The organism is Thalassotalea sp. PLHSN55 (genome assembly GCF_052030545.1).
Classification (GTDB): domain Bacteria; phylum Pseudomonadota; class Gammaproteobacteria; order Enterobacterales; family Alteromonadaceae; genus CANMXU01.
Genome location: NZ_JBPDIH010000001.1, coordinates 129,830 through 150,775, shown reverse-complemented (window position 1 = coordinate 150,775; position 20,946 = coordinate 129,830). Strand labels below are relative to the sequence as shown.

18 protein-coding genes and 5 tRNA genes are annotated in these 20,946 nt (G+C 39.0%); 17 read left to right on the top strand and 6 right to left on the bottom strand.

Annotated features, from left to right (window positions below; genetic code table 11):
• The first annotated feature begins 16 nt into the window (after positions 1-16).
• The 8 genes from pth to ACRRSQ_RS00705 all read left to right on the top strand — a co-directional run bounded on the left by pth (position 17) and on the right by ACRRSQ_RS00705 (position 4,191).
• Positions 17-601 carry an aminoacyl-tRNA hydrolase gene (gene pth / locus ACRRSQ_RS00740; RefSeq protein WP_440873772.1) on the top strand — a complete coding sequence of 195 codons (585 nt, stop codon included), beginning with the start codon at positions 17-19 and terminating at the stop codon, positions 599-601.
• 38 nt (positions 602-639) lie between these two features.
• Entirely contained in the window at positions 640-1,731 is a 1,092-nt protein-coding gene (gene ychF, locus ACRRSQ_RS00735; RefSeq protein WP_440873771.1) for a redox-regulated ATPase YchF, read from the top strand.
• Positions 1,732-2,053: 322 nt separating this feature from the next.
• Positions 2,054-2,890, top strand: coding sequence for a VOC family protein (locus ACRRSQ_RS00730; protein WP_440873770.1), 837 nt, complete (start codon positions 2,054-2,056; stop codon positions 2,888-2,890).
• Positions 2,891-3,537: 647 nt separating this feature from the next.
• A tRNA-Met gene (locus tag ACRRSQ_RS00725) sits at positions 3,538-3,614 on the top strand.
• 27 nt (positions 3,615-3,641) lie between these two features.
• Positions 3,642-3,726, top strand: a tRNA-Leu gene (locus ACRRSQ_RS00720).
• 37 nt (positions 3,727-3,763) lie between these two features.
• A tRNA-Gln gene (locus ACRRSQ_RS00715) sits at positions 3,764-3,838 on the top strand.
• Positions 3,839-3,915: 77 nt separating this feature from the next.
• Positions 3,916-3,990 (top strand) — tRNA-Gln (locus ACRRSQ_RS00710).
• Between the two features lie 116 nt (positions 3,991-4,106).
• Positions 4,107-4,191: transfer RNA gene (locus ACRRSQ_RS00705), tRNA-Leu, on the top strand.
• A 535-nt stretch (positions 4,192-4,726) separates the two neighbouring features.
• Here ACRRSQ_RS00705 and ACRRSQ_RS00700 read toward each other — a convergent pair.
• Positions 4,727-5,893 carry an FAD-dependent oxidoreductase gene (locus tag ACRRSQ_RS00700; RefSeq protein ID WP_440873769.1) on the bottom strand — a complete coding sequence of 389 codons (1,167 nt, stop codon included), beginning with the start codon at positions 5,891-5,893 and terminating at the stop codon, positions 4,727-4,729.
• 174 nt (positions 5,894-6,067) lie between these two features.
• On the opposite strand from ACRRSQ_RS00700, the gene ACRRSQ_RS00695 reads away from it, so the two are divergent.
• The 7 genes from ACRRSQ_RS00695 to lnt all read left to right on the top strand — a co-directional run bounded on the left by ACRRSQ_RS00695 (position 6,068) and on the right by lnt (position 14,834).
• Entirely contained in the window at positions 6,068-6,520 is a 453-nt protein-coding gene (locus tag ACRRSQ_RS00695; RefSeq protein WP_440873768.1) for a hypothetical protein, read from the top strand.
• Entirely contained in the window at positions 6,471-9,323 is a 2,853-nt protein-coding gene (locus ACRRSQ_RS00690; RefSeq protein ID WP_440873767.1) for a ligand-binding sensor domain-containing protein, read from the top strand. Before ACRRSQ_RS00695 ends, ACRRSQ_RS00690 begins: the two co-directional genes overlap by 50 nt.
• 137 nt (positions 9,324-9,460) lie before the next feature.
• The gene (gene miaB / locus ACRRSQ_RS00685; RefSeq protein WP_440873766.1) at positions 9,461-10,912 is read left to right on the top strand and encodes a tRNA (N6-isopentenyl adenosine(37)-C2)-methylthiotransferase MiaB; all 1,452 of its coding nucleotides are present in this window, start codon (positions 9,461-9,463) and stop codon (positions 10,910-10,912) included.
• Positions 10,913-10,931: 19 nt separating this feature from the next.
• Positions 10,932-11,984: a PhoH family protein gene (locus ACRRSQ_RS00680; protein ID WP_440873765.1), complete on the top strand. Its 1,053-nt coding sequence runs from the start codon at positions 10,932-10,934 to the stop codon at positions 11,982-11,984.
• Positions 11,977-12,429 (top strand): rRNA maturation RNase YbeY, encoded by a 453-nt coding sequence (gene ybeY, locus ACRRSQ_RS00675; protein WP_440873764.1) that lies wholly within the window; start codon positions 11,977-11,979, stop codon positions 12,427-12,429. The genes ACRRSQ_RS00680 and ybeY overlap by 8 nt, the downstream gene beginning before the upstream one ends.
• 34 nt (positions 12,430-12,463) lie before the next feature.
• Positions 12,464-13,342 carry an HlyC/CorC family transporter gene (locus tag ACRRSQ_RS00670; protein WP_440873763.1) on the top strand — a complete coding sequence of 293 codons (879 nt, stop codon included), beginning with the start codon at positions 12,464-12,466 and terminating at the stop codon, positions 13,340-13,342.
• 4 nt (positions 13,343-13,346) lie between these two features.
• The gene (gene lnt, locus ACRRSQ_RS00665) at positions 13,347-14,834 is read left to right on the top strand and encodes an apolipoprotein N-acyltransferase (protein ID WP_440873762.1); all 1,488 of its coding nucleotides are present in this window, start codon (positions 13,347-13,349) and stop codon (positions 14,832-14,834) included.
• An 84-nt stretch (positions 14,835-14,918) separates the two neighbouring features.
• On the opposite strand, the gene ACRRSQ_RS00660 is transcribed toward lnt, so the two are convergent.
• Together ACRRSQ_RS00660 and ACRRSQ_RS00655 are read right to left on the bottom strand one after the other, a co-directional pair.
• Entirely contained in the window at positions 14,919-15,872 is a 954-nt protein-coding gene (locus ACRRSQ_RS00660) for a diguanylate cyclase (RefSeq protein ID WP_440873761.1), read from the bottom strand.
• A 32-nt stretch (positions 15,873-15,904) separates the two neighbouring features.
• Positions 15,905-16,993, bottom strand: a complete 1,089-nt coding sequence (locus tag ACRRSQ_RS00655) for a response regulator (protein WP_440873760.1) — start codon at positions 16,991-16,993, stop codon at positions 15,905-15,907.
• Positions 16,994-17,310: 317 nt separating this feature from the next.
• Between ACRRSQ_RS00655 and tpx the strand changes: the two genes are divergently transcribed.
• Together tpx and ACRRSQ_RS00645 are read left to right on the top strand one after the other, a co-directional pair.
• Positions 17,311-18,003: a thiol peroxidase gene (gene tpx, locus ACRRSQ_RS00650; protein WP_440874248.1), complete on the top strand. Its 693-nt coding sequence runs from the start codon at positions 17,311-17,313 to the stop codon at positions 18,001-18,003.
• A 263-nt stretch (positions 18,004-18,266) separates the two neighbouring features.
• Positions 18,267-18,725 (top strand): Hsp20 family protein, encoded by a 459-nt coding sequence (locus ACRRSQ_RS00645; RefSeq protein ID WP_440873759.1) that lies wholly within the window; start codon positions 18,267-18,269, stop codon positions 18,723-18,725.
• Positions 18,726-18,791: 66 nt separating this feature from the next.
• Here ACRRSQ_RS00645 and ACRRSQ_RS00640 read toward each other — a convergent pair whose 3' ends face one another.
• The 3 genes from ACRRSQ_RS00640 to ACRRSQ_RS00630 all read right to left on the bottom strand — a co-directional run bounded on the left by ACRRSQ_RS00640 (position 18,792) and on the right by ACRRSQ_RS00630 (position 20,745).
• A complete protein-coding gene (locus ACRRSQ_RS00640; protein WP_440873758.1) occupies positions 18,792-19,580 on the bottom strand; it encodes an alpha/beta fold hydrolase in 789 nt (262 codons plus the stop codon).
• A 124-nt stretch (positions 19,581-19,704) separates the two neighbouring features.
• A complete protein-coding gene (locus ACRRSQ_RS00635; protein WP_440873757.1) occupies positions 19,705-20,058 on the bottom strand; it encodes an MGMT family protein in 354 nt (117 codons plus the stop codon).
• A gap of 9 nt (positions 20,059-20,067) precedes the next feature.
• Positions 20,068-20,745: an SDR family oxidoreductase gene (locus tag ACRRSQ_RS00630; RefSeq protein ID WP_440873756.1), complete on the bottom strand. Its 678-nt coding sequence runs from the start codon at positions 20,743-20,745 to the stop codon at positions 20,068-20,070.
• Positions 20,746-20,946: the final 201 nt, after the last annotated feature.

The window sequence follows — 20,946 nt, the reverse complement described above, 5'->3', positions numbered from 1 at the left end:
TTAAGTTTTTACTTAAATGACTATTCAACTAGTTGTGGGCCTGGGTAATCCAGGCCCCGAATATACAAAGACTCGCCACAACGCCGGCGTTTGGTTCGTAGAAGAACTGGCAGCGCGTTACAATATCTCCCTTCGACCTGAAAAAAAATATTTCGGACTTTATGGTAAAGGCGAAATCGGCGGTGAACTTGTTCACTTACTGATCCCAACTACCTTTATGAACCGAAGTGGTCAAGCGGTAGCCCCACTTGCAAACTTTTTTCGAATTCCTGTAGAAAATATTCTTGCCGCTCATGATGAGCTCGACATGGATCCGGGTGTTTGTAAAATTAAGAAAGGTGGTGGTCATGGCGGTCACAATGGTCTGCGCGATATTATTGCGCGTATGGCAAATAACAAAGAATTTTATCGTTTACGCATCGGTATCGGCCACCCCGGCCATCGAGATCGCGTAACCGGACACGTACTTGGTAAAGCGCCAAAAGCTGACCAAGACAAAATAGATCAAGCTATCGATGAAGCAAGTCGCTGTTTCGATATTTGGCAAAAAGACGATTTGAAAAAAGCTCAAAATCGTTTGCATTCATTTAAAGCATCTTAATATTTTTAGTAAATATTAAAGAAATATAGGTAAATATCATGGGATTCAAATGCGGTATTGTTGGCTTGCCCAACGTTGGTAAATCAACCCTTTTCAATGCGTTAACTAAAGCAGGTATTGAAGCGGCAAATTTTCCATTTTGTACTATCGAACCAAATACTGGCGTAGTACCTGTACCGGATCCACGCTTAGACAAACTAGCAAGCATTGTTAATCCAGAACGTGTTATCGCAACAACAATGGAATTTGTTGATATTGCAGGCCTTGTTGCTGGTGCATCTAAAGGTGAAGGTTTAGGTAATAAATTTTTAGCTAACATTCGTGAAACTGATGCCATTGGCCATGTGGTACGTTGTTTTGAAAACGACAACATTATTCACGTTGCTAATAAAATTGACCCTGCTGAAGACATTGATGTTATCAATACCGAGCTTGCTTTAGCTGATATGGATACCGCTGAGCGTGCTATCCAACGCCAAGCCAAACGCGCTAAAGGTGGTGATAAAGATGCAAAATTTGAAGTCCCTGTTTTAGAGAAAATACTTAAGCATGTTGAAGAAGGCGAAATGGTGCGTTCTTTAGACTTATCTAAAGAAGAAAAAGCCGCCGTTGCTTATCTGAACTTTTTAACCATCAAACCTACTATGTATATTGCTAATGTTAATGACGATGGCTTTGAAAACAACCCTTACCTTGATGTTGTTCACGGCATTGCTGAAAAAGAAGGCGCAGTAGTTGTTGCTGTTTGTGCTGAAATTGAAGGTGAATTATCTGAAATGGATGATGAAGACCGCGAAGAATTTATGGCAGAAATGGGCTTAGAAGAACCCGGCTTAAATCGTGTGATCAACTCAGGTTATGGTTTATTGCATTTGCAAACCTATTTTACCGCTGGTGTTAAAGAAGTTCGCGCTTGGACAGTTAAACAAAATGCGACTGCGCCGCAAGCCGCAGGTGTTATTCACACCGATTTTGAAAAAGGCTTTATTCGCGCTGAAGTTATTGGCTTTGACGATTTCATTGAGTTTAATGGTGAGTCTGGTGCAAAAGAAGCCGGTAAATGGCGTTTAGAAGGCAAAGACTATCGCGTAAAAGATGGTGACGTGGTTCACTTTAGATTTAATGTCTAACCTTTATAGTGCTCATTTGGTTGAAATAAAAGCATCATTGGTTAACACCACACTAAAATAGGCTTCTTTATAAGAAGCAAACAGAAAGCAGAAAATTCTCAGCGATTACAGCTACAGAATCTTCTGCTTTTTTATTGCCCTACTATTTAAGCTTAAACGATTAATTTCCATTAATAACTCTCCCGATAATAGAAACACGCCAATGATTTAAATCACGTTAAAAGTGCTTATTTGATAATTTTCAATATAAAAATAGCTTAACGAATGGAAACACGTATAGTGAAAAGCAACATTTAATAAGGATATTTTTAAAGTGAAAATAATGACCAAATATTTATTAGCAACACTTTTCCCTTTGCTTTTCTCCTGCTCTTTTTTAACTATCGCAAATACCCAGCTACCGATAGCTGAGCAGCCAAAAGCTGAAGGTAAACTCATCTGGGCGGATTTATATTCAAGCGATGTTAATGCATCAATTGAGTTTTATACCAACACTTTCGGCTGGACTGTTAAGCACTTTGATAAACAACATGAGCGCTATCACTTACTGTTTGATAATGAACAAGCAATAGCCGGAGTACTCACGCGTTCAACCCAACGAAATAAAACGGAAAGTGCACTTTGGGTTGGCAGTGTTAAAACCGACAATGTAGCAACTCGAGCCAGTAAAGCAGCAGAGAATAACGCCACAATTATTCTAAAGCCGCATGACTTTTCACTGTATGGCAAAAGAGCGGTAATAGCAGACCCACAAGGCGGCGTTATCGCGTTACTCGATCTTCCCAGTTCAGGCGCTTCTACACAAAAAATAAGTAATAAATGGAGTTGGGCACAATTATTTAGTGTCGATACAAAAAAATCAGCGGCTTTTTATCAAGCATCACTGAATTACACCGCAGAAAAAGTAGATCAAACCCAAGATAGCTATTACTTATCACAACAAGATGAAGTCATGGCGAGTATCGTCAAACTCCCATTGTCTTTCGAGCAACGTAATCGTTGGGTTAACTTTCTTGAAATTAATAATTTAACCAACACATTAGCGCTAGCAGTAAAAAATGGTGCCGAAATAGTATATCAACCACAAGGTAGAGGTTTAGCTATTATCGCAGATCCAAGTGGGGCCTTATTAGGCTTAACGCAGCAGGAGAGTGAATAATGAAATATCTAAAGCTACTTTTAATCTCATCTACTGTCTTATTTTCTGGATTAAGCTTAACAGGGTGTGAAAATACATCAGTTAGTGGTTCTGTCAGTTATGGTATGGGTGTCGGGTATGGTTACCCAATGTATTACGGTCCTCGTGGACGTAACCATACTGACATTATCATTGTTAACCCACCTAAAATAGAAAGACCAAGACCTAATAGGCCAAAAACTAAGCCTTCTCGTCAAAAAAGACGTTAACTCTTTTTAGGCGTTTTACAAATAGCGGTCATCGAAGGCCGCTTTTTATTTTCTAAGCGAATAGATCTTAACTTTACATCAGGCGCTTTTTTGATTGATACCTTCTCTGCGCCAAATATTAAAGAAAAGATAACCTCATTTTTACATCAACTTTAAAAACTTGCGCCGATAAAAATAAAAAGACGAACCTAAAACCTGTATCATTCATTTTCAGTACACTGAATTAGACGACTAATACGCATTATCGCCAATATTTCCCTATTGCTCGCTTAGATTACAACCAATTTGGCGACTCTTTAATCAAACAAATAAAAAGTCATCTTTTTTCTAAAAAAACGGTTGACGTGAGCCAATCAGATTTGCATAATACGCGCCACTTGCTGAGAGGCAAGATGGAAAGGCTACATAGCTCAGCTGGTTAGAGCACATCACTCATAATGATGGGGTCCCAGGTTCAAATCCCGGTGTAGCCACCATTTCTATCTCTTAGAAAGTATTGAAATGCGGGAGTGGCGGAATTGGTAGACGCGCTGGATTTAGGTTCCAGTATCGCAAGATGTGAGAGTTCAAGTCTCTCCTCCCGTACCATTTCAAGCAACATCAGTTGCGAAGAAAGTTACATTGTTGGGGTATAGCCAAGCGGTAAGGCAGCGGGTTTTGATCCCGTCATTCCAAGGTTCAAATCCTTGTACCCCAGCCACTTTCTTTCTCATTAGTAATATTCTAATAATATTCAGAGCAATGAAAGTCAATGTAACCTAAGTAAGAGACTCCTGTTGGGGTATAGCCAAGCGGTAAGGCAGCGGGTTTTGATCCCGTCATTCCAAGGTTCAAATCCTTGTACCCCAGCCACTCTCTTCACTTAAACCTAATCAATTACCTCGTTTAGGTCAGAATTATTCAGATAGTAATCTGAACTAAAATAGTCAATGCTACGCTTTAGCTATGATATTTTAGGCACACAAAATGCGGGAGTGGCGGAATTGGTAGACGCGCTGGATTTAGGTTCCAGTATCGCAAGATGTGAGAGTTCAAGTCTCTCCTCCCGTACCATTTGTTTTTCCCATTGTTTACCTTAATTACTTCCTACTTATTTTTAATAATTTCCTATTTTTAAACTCAATTGTGCCAAACCACATCTAGTTATGTGAATTAGTAGACGCGCTACAGTGTTAGACAACTAGGTCCCAGTATCGCAAGATGTGAGAGTTCAAGTCTCTCCTCCCGTACCATTTGTTTTTCCCTTTGTTTACCTTATTTACTTCCTATTTATTTTTAATAATTTCCTATTTTTAAACTCAATTGTGCCAAACCACATCTAGTTATGTGAATTACTAGACGCGCTACTGTGTTAGACAACTAGGTTCCAGTATCGCAAGATGTGAGCGTTCAAGTCTCTCATCCCGTAGCATTTGTTTTTCTTTAGTAAAATTTTTTATAACCAAGCATGTAAAATCATCACAAAATGGATGGCTAGATACGCGAAGGTGCTCGACAGCTAAGGAATAAAATATTGTAGGTTTAAATGCTGTAAAAAGAACGTAAGAGTTAACATTGTGATTTATTAACTCTTAGTTAAGTAGAAAAATTATAATCCGCAGGCATACGCTAAGGCTTTGTTTTTAAGATAAGGTGCTCGATTAGCGATAGCTAAACCGGCATTTCTCGCAAACTTAACCAAAGGTGATGGGTGAGAAAAGCCCACGTATAAGGCATCCATGGTTGAGCTCATTAATAAATTATCAGCGCGTCTGGCCTGCTGATACTTTACTAAGGTACTTTGATCATGCCAGCAATCTCCTTCACCAATTGCTGTTGCAAAAACAGTTTGCAACGCTTTTACATCTTTAAAGCCTAAATTTACACCTTGTCCAGCCATCGGATTAATAGTATGTGCTGCATCCCCGACTAATACGACCCGTCCTGAAAAATAGTGGTTTGCATGGCGGCGAGTTAAGGCAAATGCGGCTTTATCAATCACCTTAATTTTCCCTAAGCGCTCAGGAAAACTTTCATGCACTTCTCGTTCAAGCTGCTCATGAGTTAAAGCACTTAACCGCTTAATTTCATCTTTTTGATGATACCAAACAAGCGAGGCGTTATTTCCAGGCAGCGGTAACATAGCGACAGGGCCGGTTGGGAAAAATTGCTGCCAGGTAATATCTTGTTGTGATAATTCAGTCTCGACATTGATTAACATAGCCGATTGGGCATAATCCCAGCCGGTAATGCCAATTCCTGCACGTTGTCGTACTTTTGAATTAGCGCCATCTGCGGCAATTAATAAGCGAGCTTCAATCACCTCAGACTCGAGCTCAATTGTCACTTGGTTTTCACTTTCTTCAAAGTTCACTAGGGTGTCAGGACAAAACAAAGTGATATTTTTGTGCTCTGCAATTTTTTGCCACAAAGCAAGTTGCAACACGCGGTTTTCGATAATATGGCCTAAATATGGCTGTTCAATGTCTTGGGCATTAAATTCAGTATAAGCGCTAGCGTTTTCCCAAACACCTAACCGTTTATAAGGACACAATCGCGACTCCTCGACTCCTCGCCAAGCATCTAATTGCGTTAACAAATGTTGTGAAGCAAGAGAAATAGCCGATACACGCAAATCAAACACTTGCTCAGCAGCAAATGCTTTCGGCGCAAACTTTTCAACCATCGCAATTTTCAAGCCGAGTTGAGCCAAAGACAGCGCACTTGCCGCGCCAACCATACCCCCACCAATGACTACACAATCAAATTTTTTCATAAGTTATTTTTATTACTACCTTTAGCTATCAATTCTATCTAAGTTATCGACAATATTCGAACTTTTCCACCTGAATAAAAACACACCGTTTTTTCACATTTTGATTTCTTTCGCCTATAGTTAGTTTTGGCTATCAAGCCATCCATTTTAAATTGATACGATTAAGGAATAATTATGTCAGCCATAAGAAATGAAGAAAACCGCATTGCCAAAGATATTAACCTTGTTTACGACTTTACCAACAAACCCAATCGCACTAACTTAGTTGCTCAACCCGATCGTGCGGTTGTTGCAAAGTTAAGAGCCGATTTGGTGTTACCTGAAAATAACATTTTGACGGTAGATATAGATTTTAATACCACAAGTGGATACCATGATAATACCATGATGGTTATGGACGACTTTGGTGTAGAAATTGTTGCCACAGCCTTCGAAGTAAAATACGGCAAGGAACATGCTGAAAAAATTCGCCAAGCGTGGGCAAATAAACAACACGAAGACGACCCTAGAAAGCCAACCTATCTATTGGTTCAAAAGCCTTCTAGTGAAAATGAATTACCTAAAGTATATGCGGCGTGTGGCACTAGACGACACCAAGACGCGCCGCACTTCGATAGCATTTTATAGTCAGCCGTTAAGCAAGTGGTATTTGCCGTTGCCACTTAGCTCTCTTATTTTCACCTCATTAATTTTCTTTGCGAGTACCAGTTTTGCCAATCAAGTTGCGAGTATATCTCAACTAAAAAACGTTACTGATATTGCCCAAGACGATCAAGGGTTTATTTGGCTTAGTAGCCAAAAAGGGTTAACTCGCTACGACGGCAATTCAATCATTAATTTTGCCAGTAACAATCCTCAATGGAAAATGCCATTTAACTGGACACATAGCATTAGCAAAGCTGACAATAAACTATTAGTTGGTACAGAAAGCCAAGGCTTATGGGAAGTAGCCCCTAGAACGGGTGAAAAGGCGCAAATTAATTTAACCATTAGCAATAATACCATTTATAACGCGATAAAATACCAACAGCAATATTACGCCTATACCGTATCTCCTAAAGCGATCTATCGATATCAACCTAAGAGCGAAAGTACTCAACTACTTGGCGAGTCTATTGCGCTTGACGAGTTTTTTATTTTTAAAAAACGTTTGTTTTTCTTCAATAACCTTGGTATTTATGAAATTACTGGCGATAACATACGCCCCTTTTTTACCAGTAATATAAAACAAGTGAGTGTTATTAAAAATAAAATAATAGTCGCTACTGACAACGAGCTAATTGCACTTGATGAACACCAGCAAACAATAAAAATCCCCCTTGAAAATCCAATTCAGGCGATGACTGCCGCCAATGATTTAAGTGGGGTGTATAGTTTAGATATTAACGGAAAAATCACCCTGTTAAACCACACATTAACCGAGATTCCGCATCACTATAGCCCTGACAAGAAAATAAAAGCACAACGGTTATTTCACGATACTTCCGGCGTTTTATGGCTGTTAAATAGTCAAGAAATCCTCCAGTTATCACAAGCGTATAATATTCGACATGAAAAAACCTTTGATACAGGTGCCGAAAACGCGATTGAAATTACCCCCTTAAATAGTCACCTAGTATTAGGAAGTTATGGTGCAGGAATTTATGACTTCAATGCCAATAACAATTTTTTGCCCGACAACATTAACGACTTTTTTACCGACAAAGCACTTAAAGTCATGGACTTACAAACTGTAGGTAACGACATTTATATCGCCACTTTTGATGGACTATGGAAATACCATGGTCAAAAGAGAGCACTAACAAAAGTTGATATAGAAAATAATCAGCAAATTCTATTAAAGCTTGCACATCGGCATCAACATTTATACATAGGTACAGATGAAAATGGTTTCATTATTTACGATATAAAGGCGCAAAAAGTCATCAGCGCCGTTAATGATACGACTAAGCTCAGCTCAACTGAAATTATTGATCTGTTGCCAATATCCGATGAAACCTTGTGGCTAGCAACAGCAAATGGCATTGATGTATTCAATACGCAAACACGACAAATGAGTAATATCACCTTACCCATCACCAGCAAGGTCATTTCTCTTACGCAAAGTCAAAATAAAATTTTTGCATCAACCCATGGCGATGGCATTTTTGTTTTTAACCGCAATCAAGAAATATTAGCGCATATCGCCAAAGACATGAACTTTACCTATATTCGAGCACTTAAGGACTATGTTTGGGTGCCAACAAAGCAAGGTTTGTATCAACTTAATCCGCAAGATTACCAAATGACATTAGTTCCCAACACCGAAGACTTAAGCTTTTCAAGTGAACCTGTGTTGTTTGATAATCATATTTTTGCCGCTCATTACGGCGGAATTTTAGAAGTGCCACTGACCAGAACTGACTATTACCACGCACAAATTCACATTGGAAAAACTACAATATCAGGCAAGTATTTCATTGAAAACAAATCAATTAACGTTAAATCCACCAATGAAGTTATTGCCTTTGAGTTAACAAGTTCTGATTATCGAAAAGGTCAGCCCAAACAATTTAGGTACCATATAAACAATGGCAGGTGGCATGCAATTAATGGCAACCAACTGACCTTAACAGGCTTAGCATCGGGCAATTACAAAATTACTGTCGAAGGTACCAATAGCTTAGGGCAATGGAGTAATCACCAAGCATTTGCCGAAATCAATGTCGCCTACCCGCCCTATTGGACGCCAAAAATGAAAATAATTTATGCCGTGACTTTAACTGGTGTACTTATTTTATGTTTTTGGTTGTTATATTTACGCGCTCGTTCAATAAGGCAAATTCATGAACTGTTGGCAAAAGATGTCAGTCAACGCAGTAAAACCTCTTTGAACATAAATAAAAGCTTAACCAGTGCTATTGAATTGTTAAATACAATACAAGATGAAGAGGCGCTAAAACAAGTACATCAAGCACGATCTATGATACATCAAGCGCTTGCTGAGCTAGACGGGCAAATTCAAAGCGATGAACCTGACAATTTAGAAGGTAAATCCCTCAACATTGCCTTGCCTTATTTAGGCGATTATCTACACAAAAAATTTAATATTGAAATATCGACGAAAGTTGAGATCAACGAAAAAAATCTAAGTTACGAGCTGCAATCAGATATCTATAAAATAGTGTACGAAGCATTAACATCGGCAATAATTAACGGTAATGGAAGCAGTTATCACGTTATTATTCAAGAATTTAAGAATAAAATCTGGCTAACGATTAGCGATAATGAAAACAGCTTTATTAGCTTCAAAAGCAAAGTTAAGTTCGACATGGCAATGTACTACATCCGGCAAATTGCCAATAAATATAGCGCATCGGTCAATACCTTCGACGAACATGAAAAAGGTAGCCAGTTAGTGATTTCGATCCCATTAATGTCAATAAGTTAGCTTACCCCTACTAAAACAAAGGTCTTAAGCGATATAACCAATGCGTTAGAATTTGTTCACTATGCTCGATTTAGTGCACAAGTTGGTATAAAATACGCCTCCTTTTATTGACTCAATTGAATTTAGGCACGTTATTAATGAGTAAAAAGCTATATATCAAAACCTGGGGCTGTCAGATGAACGAGTATGACTCTCAGAAAATGGCAGAACTTTTAGACTCAACTCATGGTTATGAGTTGGCTGAGGAAGCAGAAGATGCTGATGTTATTTTACTCAATACGTGTTCAATTAGAGAAAAAGCACAAGAGAAAGTATTTCATCAGCTAGGTCGTTGGAAAAACCTTAAGAAAGACAATCCTGATCTTCTTATTGGTGTTGGCGGCTGTGTTGCGTCACAAGAAGGTGATGCTATTCGCGCACGAGCTCCATTTGTTGACATGGTATTTGGTCCACAAACCTTGCACCGTTTACCTGAAATGATCCAGCAAGTTACTGGCGAAAAAAGTCCAGTGGTTGATGTGAGCTTTCCTGAAATTGAAAAATTTGACCGTTTACCTGAACCAACAGCTGATGGCCCAAGTGCCTTTGTTTCTATCATGGAAGGTTGTAGTAAATACTGTACCTTCTGTGTTGTACCTTATACGCGTGGTGAAGAAGTTTCACGTCCGTTAGACGATGTCTTATATGAAATTGCCCAACTTGCCGAGCAAGGCGTGCGTGAAGTTAACTTATTAGGTCAAAACGTAAATGCTTATCGCGGTGATACCCACGATAATGGTATTTGTCGCTTTTCAGAATTACTACGTTTAATCGCCACCATCGATGGCATTGACCGTATTCGTTATACTACCTCACATCCGGTAGAATTTACCGACGACATCATTGAAGTTTATAAAGATGTGCCAGAGCTTGTTAGTCACTTGCACTTACCTGTGCAAAGTGGTTCAGATCGTATTTTAACGCAGATGAAACGTAATCACACCGCGCTAGAATATAAATCACAAATTCGAAAACTGAAAAAAGCGCGTCCAGATTTATGTATGTCTTCTGACTTTATTGTCGGTTTCCCTGGTGAAACAGATCAAGACTTTGAAGATACCATGAACTTAATTCAAGCTATTGATTTTGATTTAAGCTTTAGCTTTATTTACAGCGCACGTCCAGGCACGCCAGCAGCAGACTTACCTGATGATGTTAGCGATCAAACCAAAAAAGATCGCCTGCAACTATTGCAAGACAGAATTAATCAGCAAGCACTACGTATTGCTCGTCAAATGTTAGGTACAGAACAGCGCATTTTAGTGGAAGGACCTTCAAAGAAAGATCCGATGGAACTGCGTGGGCGCACTGAAAATAATCGTATTGTGAACTTTGTAGCTCCGCATACCGTTATTGGTCAATTTGTTGATGTTAAAATCACAGATGTTTACAGCAACTCGCTTCGCGGTGACTTAGTACGCACAGAAAGCGAAATGGGCTTACGTGTTGCTCATTCGCCTGCAGACATTATGGCTAATAGCCATCACCAAGCAAATAGTGCCGCGATGCCAGGTACTGATGACTTAGGCGTTGCAACTTATACTCCTTAATTTTTGTAGGTAACTCTTTTTGAGCACACAAACCAGTCAAACATTTATCTTAGAGCCTGCCGATAACCATCGCCAGGCTAATCTTTGTGGTCCTATGGACGACAACTTAAAAACAATTGAACGTCGTTTAGGCGTTGAGGTTAGCTACCGCGGCAATGAATTTAAGGTCGTTGGTAGCCCAAACAATTGCGATGCGGTTATTAAGTTACTCAAAGACTTATACATAGAAACCGATACAGTAAAAGGCCAAACCAAAGCCGTATCTGGGCAAATGTTGCACTTAGCAATTTTAGAAGCCAATGTACTTGAGCAAGTGCCGACAAAGGTAGATGCTGATTTTGAGAAAATGATCACTATTAAAACCAAACGCGGTGTGATCAAACCACGTAATCAAAATCAACAAAGCTATATTCAAAACGTACTGAGCAATGACATAAGCTTTGGTGTTGGTGTTGCTGGAACTGGTAAAACTTATTTAGCAGTAGCTTGTGCTGTAGAAGCGTTAGAACGGCAAGAAATACGCCGTATTTTACTGACACGTCCGGCAGTTGAAGCCGGTGAAAAGCTCGGCTTTTTACCCGGTGATTTGTCACAAAAAGTCGACCCTTATTTACGCCCACTTTATGATGCATTATTTGAAATGCTAGGCTTTGAGAAGGTTGAAAAACTGATTGAGCGTAATGTTATTGAAATAGCGCCACTGGCCTATATGCGCGGTAGAACCTTAAACGACGCCTTTATTATTTTGGATGAAAGCCAAAATACCACGGTTGAGCAAATGAAAATGTTTCTCACCCGTATCGGATTTAATTCACGTGCCGTAATTACCGGTGATATTACGCAAGTTGATTTACCTAAACATCAAAAATCTGGCCTACGTCATGCCATCGAAGTGTTACAAGACATCCCCGGTGTTAGCTTTAACTTCTTTCAATCTAAAGATGTTGTCCGCCACCCTGTCGTTGCTCGTATTGTTGAAGCTTACGATGCGTTTGATCAAAAAATGAATAAAATCAAACAGCAAAAAGAGCAAGACAAAAAACAACAAGCCGCTAGCAACAATCATGATTGATTTAGACTTACAAATTGCCTGTGATAATGAAAATATCCCAGATAAATGTCAATTTGAACTGTGGGTGCAAGCGGTATTAGCACAATATAATAAGCCTTTTGAGCTGACTATTCGCTTAGTTAATAGTCGTGAGAGTCAACAGCTTAATAGCCAATATCGTGACAAAAACAAACCAACCAATGTACTTTCTTTTCCGTTTGAAGTACCCGAAGGTATTGACCTCGCGTTACTTGGCGACTTAGTGATTTGTGTTGATGTCGTAGCGCAAGAAGCCAAAGAACAAGACAAAGAACTTATTGCACATTGGGCCCATATGGTTATTCATGGTTGCCTACATTTATTAGGCTTTGATCACATTGAAGATGATGAAGCGCAAGAAATGGAATCACTAGAGATAGACATATTAGCAAAACTCGGCTTTAATAACCCATATAAAGAAATCTAGTTAATTTTTAATCGATAGGAAGATAAAAAGCTCTATGAGCGACGACAACCCCCACCCTAGTAACGGCTCCTCAAATAAATCCTTATGGGATAGAACATTACAACTGTTCACTGGCGAGCCGAAAAATAAAGAAGAATTGGTTAATGTCTTAAATGACGCAGAAGATCGAGACTTAATCAAACCAGAAACCAAGCTCATGATAGAAGGTGTTCTGGAAGTATCTGATATGCGTGTTCGCGACATTATGATCCCGCGCTCTCAAATGGTCACTCTTGATATTAATTCACCACTTGAAGAAATTATCCCTATCGTACTCGAGTCTGGCCACTCTCGTTTCCCTGTCGTAAATGATGACATTGACCATATTGAAGGCATTTTACTTGCTAAAGATATGCTCGCATATGGATTCAACCGCAGTGAAGAAACACTGACCTTAGCTGAAGTGATCCGCCAAGCGATTATTATTCCTGAAAGCAAAAAGGTTGAACCACTGCTGAAAGAGTTTCGATCCAAACGTTATCACATGGCGATTGTGGTTGACGAATACGGCGGCGTATCTGGCTTAGTGACTATCGAAGATATACTTGAGCTTATTGTTGGTGAAATCGAAGATGAAACTGATGATGAAATTGAAGAAGATATTAAGCATTTAGCCAGCAATGTATACCAAGTTAAAGCGTTGACTGAACTTGCTGACTTTAATGAATTTTTCAATTGCAAATTTGACGAAGAAGACGCCGATACCATTGGTGGCATTGTTTTACACCAGTTTGGTCACATGCCTAAAAAAGGTGAACACCTTTCAATTAATCACTTTGAATTTAAAGTGACCGTTGCTGACAGTCGACGCATTCAAACCTTGCAAGTTAGCGTACCTAAAAACCACACCATCAATGGAAAAATAGCTGACTAAGCATATGCTTAAATCGCTCTCGCAATCTCTTTTAAAGATATCACGCAGTAAACATCACTGGCTTAGCTTTCTATCAGGGCTAAGTTTAGTGCTTGCGTATGCACCGTATTCACAATGGTGGCTGCCATTTTTGGTTCTGCCTGTATGGTTTAATCTCTTAATAAAACAAACGCCTAAACACGCTTTTCAGCATGGTTTATTGTTTGCTTTTGGTTGGTTTGCTGCAGGAATTAGCTGGGTACATGTTGCCATCGATCAGTTTGGCGGCTTACCACTAATTATTTCACTGATTTTAATGCTACTGCTGTGCTTATACTTAGCCTTGTATCCTGCACTTGCTTGTTATTTATCTGCCAAATTCTCAACTCAAAAAACCGTCAACTTATGGTTATTACCCATCCTGTGGTTAATTACTGAATTTTTACGCGCTAACATTTTAACCGGCTTCCCTTGGCTGTCTTTAGGTTATAGCCAAATCGATGGTCCTTTCGCCAGCTTAGCCCCCATTATTGGAGAGATTGGTATCACTTTTGTGGTGCTATTGGTGTCGTTATGTTTAGTGCATATTTATCAAAATAAACAAAGGATTATCAGTGCTGTTGTTATACTTAGCACGATTGTCAGTAGCTATTACAGCAGTACATTATCTTGGCTTGAAGTCACCAACGAGCAAATAAAAGTTGCATTAATTCAAGGTAATATCGAACAATCTTTAAAATGGCAGCCCGAGCAGGAATGGCCAACCATGTTAAAGTATTTAGAATTGAGTAAAGCAAACTACGATGCTGATATTATTGTTTGGCCTGAGTCAGCTATTCCGGTGTTGGAGCCGGCCGCTCAAGATTATTTAGATTTAATAAATAGCTCAGCAGCGCTTAATAACAGCGCCATTATTACCGGTGTGCAAAACTATTATCGCGACTCTCGCGAATACTTTAATGGTTTAATTGTTGCGGGAATAAAAGATAATACCAGTGATGAAGGCAGTTATTATTACAACAACCCAAACCGATATTACAAAAACCATTTATTGCCCATTGGTGAGTTTGTACCTTTTCAAGACTTATTAAGACCTATTGCACCACTTTTTAACTTACCTATGTCTTCCTTTTCTCGTGGTAACTACGTGCAACCGAACCTAGTTGCTAAAGGTAAAAATATTCTGCCGCTGATATGCTTTGAAATCGCGTTTCCGGAGCAACTCGCCGCCAACTTAACCGATAATACTGATATATTATTAACAGTGAGCAATGACGCTTGGTTTGGTGATTCACATGGCCCACATCAACATTTAGAAATAGCGCGAATGCGTGCCCTCGAATTTGGGCGTCCCTTGTTACGTGCTACCAATAATGGCGTGACGGCAGTGATAGACCATAACGGCAAAATAACAAAGGTTGTTCCTCAATTTGAAGAAGCGGTACTGAGAGCAGAAGTCACCATCGTTACTGGGCAAACGCCGTATAGTCGTTTAAAGCGTTTAATTAATTAGCCTCTATTTTTATCAGCAATTAAAAAAGCGCTTTATTTGCATAAAGCGCTTCACTTTCACTTACTATTTTCAACTAATTGTTATCTAGAAAATCGTCACTTTATTTCGACCCGACTCTTTAGACTGATATAAGGCTTTATCAGCACTTTCTATCCACGCCTCATAGGTTTTCATGTCAGTTGTGATTTGCGCAATACCTAAACTAATGGTGTAGCTTAGCTCAATGTCATTGTATTTAATTAGCGCCGTTTCGATTTCTTGACGTAGCCGCTCGGCAAATATTTGTGCATTTTCAGCTGTGGTGTCAGAAAGTAAAATACTAAACTCCTCACCACCATAACGACCAGAAACATCGGTTTCTCGGACATGGCATTTGATCACTTCAGATAAATGACGCAGTACTTCATCACCCACCATATGGCCGTAACTATCATTAACGCGCTTAAAGTTATCAATATCAATCATCACTAAACAGCTTGGATTTAAGCTACGGCTCCAACGTTTGTATTCGCCTTGTAAGCAGTGCTCCCAGTGCCTGCGATTAAACAATCCAGTTAGGCCATCGGTTTTACTTAAAATGGCTAACTCTTCATTTGCCTGCTCTAATTCAAGCTTATGGACCGCATTATCAGTTACATCATAAATTAATAGACATAAATGTGTGACTTCGCCGCTAGCAGAGATCAGCGGAATAAAAGTGCTGTTTTGGTACATAAAATCAGCCGAGCCAGTGATCGGGCGATAATTATTAAATTTAAATAAATACTGCCTTTGCTCCCATATAGTAAAGGCTTTATTTTTCAATAAAAATACTGATTCAGCTTTGCGCGTAAACCACTCTTTTGGAATTTCATCAAATAACGAAAATAGTTTTTTACCTTTAACTTCACGTGGTAATAACCCGCTATGGTTTTCCATAAAACCATTCCAAATTTGAATATTATAGTCGCGATCAAGTACCACTAAGCCAACATCAATGGTATGAAGCATTTCCATTAGCCAATGTAATTCGTTAATTTGCTCGGTTTCAAGTGACATATTTTTTTCCGCTAACACAAAGGTTGTGTTAATTAATCTAATAAGTAGCCAATTTTATTATTTAAGGTTTTCATTGACTCTTCAGTGAACAAAAACAATAAATCGCATTTTATTGGATAGTTTTCAATATTATAGCTAATTTCAATCGCTAAGGTGCGTTTCCACTTTTTAGCGTTGTTGACAATTAATTCTGAAATAGGACGATGCTGACCTAAAACCACGGGGTGCCCTTGACTAAATGACATATCAATTTGTTCAGACAAGCCTTTCAAACACGCACCGATAAGCACATTGCCTAAGTCCATAAGTAATTCAAGCTCGGTTCCATCATCCACTTCAGATTGATAATTCATCAGTGAGGCAACATCTTTAAAGCTTGAGTCGTTTAAAATCAGCAAGGCTTCACCTGAAATGCCAGCGCCAATAAAGCCCTGACACACACCTGAGGTGCTTTCATGACTTTCAACAGCTGATAACGCCATACTTAATTCGCTCACCTCAATTAAGTTCACGTTGGGAATAGGAAGCACCACAAACACGTTAAGTAACCGGGCGAGTAAATCTCCTGCACGCCCCATAGCAACGTTAGCAATTTCTTGATAACAATCACGTAACTCATCATCAAGGTTCATTTCACTTTGAAGCGTATCGCTAACACGAACCGTTTCAATTGGCGCGGTATTTAACGGAGGTAATGATAATTCTTCAAGGGTATTTACCGGCTTTGCAACTGCTTCGCTACTTTGCTCTACTTTGGTAAACACACCATAATCGGTCAGTATTTGGGTTAATTTATCTTTATTGACGGGTTTTTGAATAAAATCGAGTGCACCTAAGCCGGTAACCCGTTTATGTGCTTCTGGTTGAATGTCGCCAGATATAACAATAACCAAGGTAGGTAAGTCTTGTGCCATAATCGCCTCAAGCACTTGATAACCATCCATTTCAGGCATATTCAAGTCAAGCAATAGCACATCACCTTTACCTTGTTTTATTGCTTCAATGGCCTCTACACCATTAGTTGCAAAGCTAATATCTACGTCCCAGCCATCGGGTAATGAACGCGCGACTTGCTTGCGCGCCATATTTGAATCATCACAAATTAATAAGGGGGTTGTCATGACAAAAAAGGTTCCTGCGGTAAACTAAAATTTAAGCAATTCAGCAGCTGAATAAATACTGGTAAATATTAGATAATGCTTATTATTAATATCGCACTGCTCTACTTTCAAGCATAGCTTAATTGTTGTTAATTTTATGACAGTTAATGTTTTTTTACAAAGGAGTTACAGTTAAAAGCGTGATTTTAGACGTAAACGATTAAATAACAAGCAAGCGTGGCGTGAGTTCAGGGCAAAATGATACTCAGTCACTATAGCTATTTATTTTGTTCAACGTTAAGCTTATGTCCATTCAAATTTTAACAGTAAGCAATACGATGAATTTTACTCGCTTCTTATCTTATTTACCGCTACTTAGTTTGCTTTCTTTGCCATTATCGGCAAGTGCAATCGATGAAACACACTTACCAGAAACAAAAGACCTTGTTAAAGCTGGCGACAAATACGTAACCTTATTAGGTACACAAGTCGATGTTGGTCAACAAGCACCTGATTTTAAAGTAGTAAACGATACGTTTAGTCCAATATCACTATCAAGCATTACCGATAAAACCATTCTAATTTCAGCTGTGCCGAGCTTAGATACAGGTGTTTGCTCATTGCAAACCAAAAGATTTAATGAAGAAGTCGCTAATTTAGCCGACGATGTGGTTGTACTCACCATTAGTAACGACTTACCTTTTGCACAAAAGCGTTTTTGCAAGGTGGAAGAGGTTGATAAAATTAAAGTACTTTCCGATTCAGTATGGCGTGAATTTGGTCAAAAGTATGGTTTGCTGATTAAAGACATGGGGTTACTAACGCGCGCCATTTTCATTATTAATAAAGATGGAAAAATTGCCTACAAGGAATTAGTCAGCAATATCGCTAAACACCCAGATTATGACATGGCACTAGCAACGTTAGCAGCGCTTAGTCCTGTCAAAGAGTCGTCAGAAGATGCCAGCAAAAATACTGATGATATTAAAAACACAGCACAGCCAGATGAAAAACAAGGCGAAGCCAATTAATTTTTTAAGCTAAATATCAGTCACTTAAAAAATAATTTTAATTTTTTATTATTATTTCCTTGAAAATTAATTCATCAATCCCATCTTTAATAATGTAGTCGCCGAAAGGGGCTACATTAACCGCCAGTTCAATAGTGAATGGCACTTAAATTTTTCATTGTTTAATTTTTTAGTCAGCTTAAGAGTCGCAACATGCGTTGGGCTTACTCACTAAAAAAGACAATGAAAACTAACATATTGCTAAATATAATAGGATATGAATTATGCGTACAGCTACAGATTTCAGCCCACTTTACCGCTCATTTATCGGTTTTGATCACCTTGCAGGTTTAATTGATAAAGCATCACGAGCAGACAAACAGTCGTCTTACCCTCCATACAACATTGAATTATTAGCCGAAGATCAATACCGGATCACTATGGCTATCGCAGGGTTTAGCGAACAAGAATTAGAAATTGAATCGAAACAAAACACCTTAGTGATCACCGGTTCAAAAACACCTTCCGCAGAAAAAGTGGAACGTAAATTTCTTCATCAAGGCATTGCCGATAGAAATTTTGAACGAAAATTCCAGCTGGGTGACCACGTAAAAGTTGTTGGTGCCTTCATGGAAAATGGTTTATTACATGTTGATTTAGAAAGAGAAATACCAGAGGCATTAAAGCCAAGAAAAATAGCAATTAATGGTAAAAGTTTATTAAATACCAAAGCGATTGAATAAACCTCTCTGACATGTTTTCCCCCTTTGTTTTTTTGCCCTGTCTTTGACAGGGCTTTTTTATGGTCGTTATAACGAACTAAGGAACTCACCTATATAAGTTTGCACATCTTGAGCGTGTGAAATTGGCGCCATATGACCTGCTTTAAAACTTTTCTCTTTTGCATTAGGTAAATCGTTTGCGATCATTTTTGCTAAATCTCGACTTAACGCTGGACTATACTCGCCAGTCATAATTACACTTGGGCAATTAATAGCTGCTAAATCATTAAGTAGGTATTGTTCACTAATCAAACCGATAAAGTCTAAATTAACTTTTGGCATATCTGCCGCCATTAATTGCTGCATTTTTTCCGGTAGCGCATTAAAAAAACCCGCTTGATTCCAAAAGTCAGTAAAAGCAATGGCAGCAGCAACATTATCTTTATTAGCGACGTTATCAGCAAAGCTGTCGGCCAATTGCCTGTTTTCACTGCCTTGTTCAAACAAATGAAATGCCACAGGCTCAAATAATGACAACGACAACAGCTTTTCAGGCGCTTGAACGGCTAGCTTTAAGGCAATAGCGCCACCACACGAATGCCCCACTAAATGAAAACTTTGCTCACCAATTAGCTGCTTTATCGCTAAATTAATTCGGTCAATTTCAACGTCAAAATTATAATTAGTTGGGTCTGCTACCTTCGGCGCTTTGCCATAGCCCAAAATATCAATATTTATCAGTGTAAACGTGTTTTTTAGCATACCAACTAAAGGTAGCCATTGCTTGGCACTGCTTAATGAACTATGCAATAACACAATGGCAGGGCCACTACCGTTAACATAGACACCCGGCATTGTTTGTTGTTTAGCTGTCATCTTGACTCACTCATCAGACCAGAATAAAAGATAAGTTATTATCAAGATCCCCTCAGCAAAGTCAAACACATGTTTTAATTTTAACGAATCTAGATGCTAGGGGCAGTTGCTCTTTCGAGGTTTATCAATAATCGAGATGAAATAAGAGCTCATGTAAGTCAGGTTGCCATTGGAAGACTTTTAATGAAACTTTATTGCCTATGACAACGACTTGCTCGTCTTGCAGCAATTGTGTTTGTCGTATAAAACCTTCGCTCCCCGCAGGCAACGATATTTTTCCTTGTGAATTGATAACACGATACCAAGGCACAGCTTTGCCTTGCCAGCCTTGTTTCGGCACACTCGCTAAACATCGCCCCACTAACCTCGCTCGACCGGGCAAACCAGCAAGATCGGCAATCTGGCCGTAGCAAGCGACGCGACCAAACGGGATCGCTTGCACGGTTTGCCAAATGCGTTTTTCATTTTCGGTAGTCAAATACAATCCCTACCAAGGTAATAAGCTGCCATTAGAGTGTTTAAACACTCCGCTCTCTGCCATTGTTAATGAATTAATCAAGCTAACTAATTTGCCTGCACATTCATTCGAGGAAATATCACCGCCGTAATTAACCATATCCGTTTGCACATAACCTGGGTGATAAATACCTACGGCAATGCCTGAGCCTTCTAAATCTTTCGCTAAAGACACCGAAGCAATATTAAGCGCAGCTTTTGACATTCGATAGCCATAGCGGCCGCCTGACGTATTATCTTCAATAGAACCCATTCTGGAAGTGATCATCGCGATTTTACTGCCGGACACTAAGTTCGTTTGCAATGCATGAGCAACAGATAATGGCGCCAAGGCATTAACTTCAAACTGCTCACGAATTGTCTCCGTATTAAAATCAGTTAAACTTTCATCACGTAAAATACCAGCATTACATACTAAAACATCAACTTGTACGCCTGATAAAGCAGTGGTTAAGTTATCAATGCCTTGTGCTGTTGCCACGTCAATGTTTTCAACTATTTTTAGCTCGTTCGTTGCGGCTAATTGAGTTAACTCGGTCGATGTCTTTCGACACAGGGCAACAACTTTATCTCCTTGCGCTAAAAATTGCTGACTAAGTGCCAAACCTATACCACGATTTGCTCCGGTAATTACAACTAAATTGTTCATATAATGCTCCATTTAATCCGCTTAACAGCGTGAAACACACTGCTAATATCAATTTCTTCGATTTAAAAATAATAACATTTCTATTATAAAAGTTGTCTCTTCAAGACAAAAAAGCTATAAAAAGAATAAAAATTATCCTCATACACACCTCCTGTTAACAAATCTCTCGATATTTTTGACATAAATCACATATCTTTATCT

Bases quoted from the DNA above. Each gene is read 5' to 3' on its own strand.
- ychF (WP_440873771.1), top strand. From the start codon at position 640: ATGGGATTCAAATGCGGTATTGTTGGCTTGCCCAACGTTGGTAAATCA.
- ACRRSQ_RS00655 (WP_440873760.1), bottom strand. From the start codon at position 16,993: ATGACAACCCCCTTATTAATTTGTGATGATTCAAATATGGCGCGCAAG.
- ACRRSQ_RS00660 (WP_440873761.1), bottom strand. From the start codon at position 15,872: ATGTCACTTGAAACCGAGCAAATTAACGAATTACATTGGCTAATGGAA.
- ACRRSQ_RS00730 (WP_440873770.1), top strand. From the start codon at position 2,054: ATGACCAAATATTTATTAGCAACACTTTTCCCTTTGCTTTTCTCCTGC.
- ACRRSQ_RS00630 (WP_440873756.1), bottom strand. From the start codon at position 20,745: ATGAACAATTTAGTTGTAATTACCGGAGCAAATCGTGGTATAGGTTTG.
- ybeY (WP_440873764.1), top strand. From the start codon at position 11,977: ATGATTGATTTAGACTTACAAATTGCCTGTGATAATGAAAATATCCCA.
- ACRRSQ_RS00695 (WP_440873768.1), top strand. From the start codon at position 6,068: ATGTCAGCCATAAGAAATGAAGAAAACCGCATTGCCAAAGATATTAAC.
- ACRRSQ_RS00640 (WP_440873758.1), bottom strand. From the start codon at position 19,580: ATGACAGCTAAACAACAAACAATGCCGGGTGTCTATGTTAACGGTAGT.
- ACRRSQ_RS00670 (WP_440873763.1), top strand. From the start codon at position 12,464: ATGAGCGACGACAACCCCCACCCTAGTAACGGCTCCTCAAATAAATCC.
- ACRRSQ_RS00700 (WP_440873769.1), bottom strand. From the start codon at position 5,893: ATGAAAAAATTTGATTGTGTAGTCATTGGTGGGGGTATGGTTGGCGCG.
- tpx (WP_440874248.1), top strand. From the start codon at position 17,311: ATGAATTTTACTCGCTTCTTATCTTATTTACCGCTACTTAGTTTGCTT.
- miaB (WP_440873766.1), top strand. From the start codon at position 9,461: ATGAGTAAAAAGCTATATATCAAAACCTGGGGCTGTCAGATGAACGAG.
- ACRRSQ_RS00645 (WP_440873759.1), top strand. From the start codon at position 18,267: ATGCGTACAGCTACAGATTTCAGCCCACTTTACCGCTCATTTATCGGT.
- lnt (WP_440873762.1), top strand. From the start codon at position 13,347: ATGCTTAAATCGCTCTCGCAATCTCTTTTAAAGATATCACGCAGTAAA.
- pth (WP_440873772.1), top strand. From the start codon at position 17: ATGACTATTCAACTAGTTGTGGGCCTGGGTAATCCAGGCCCCGAATAT.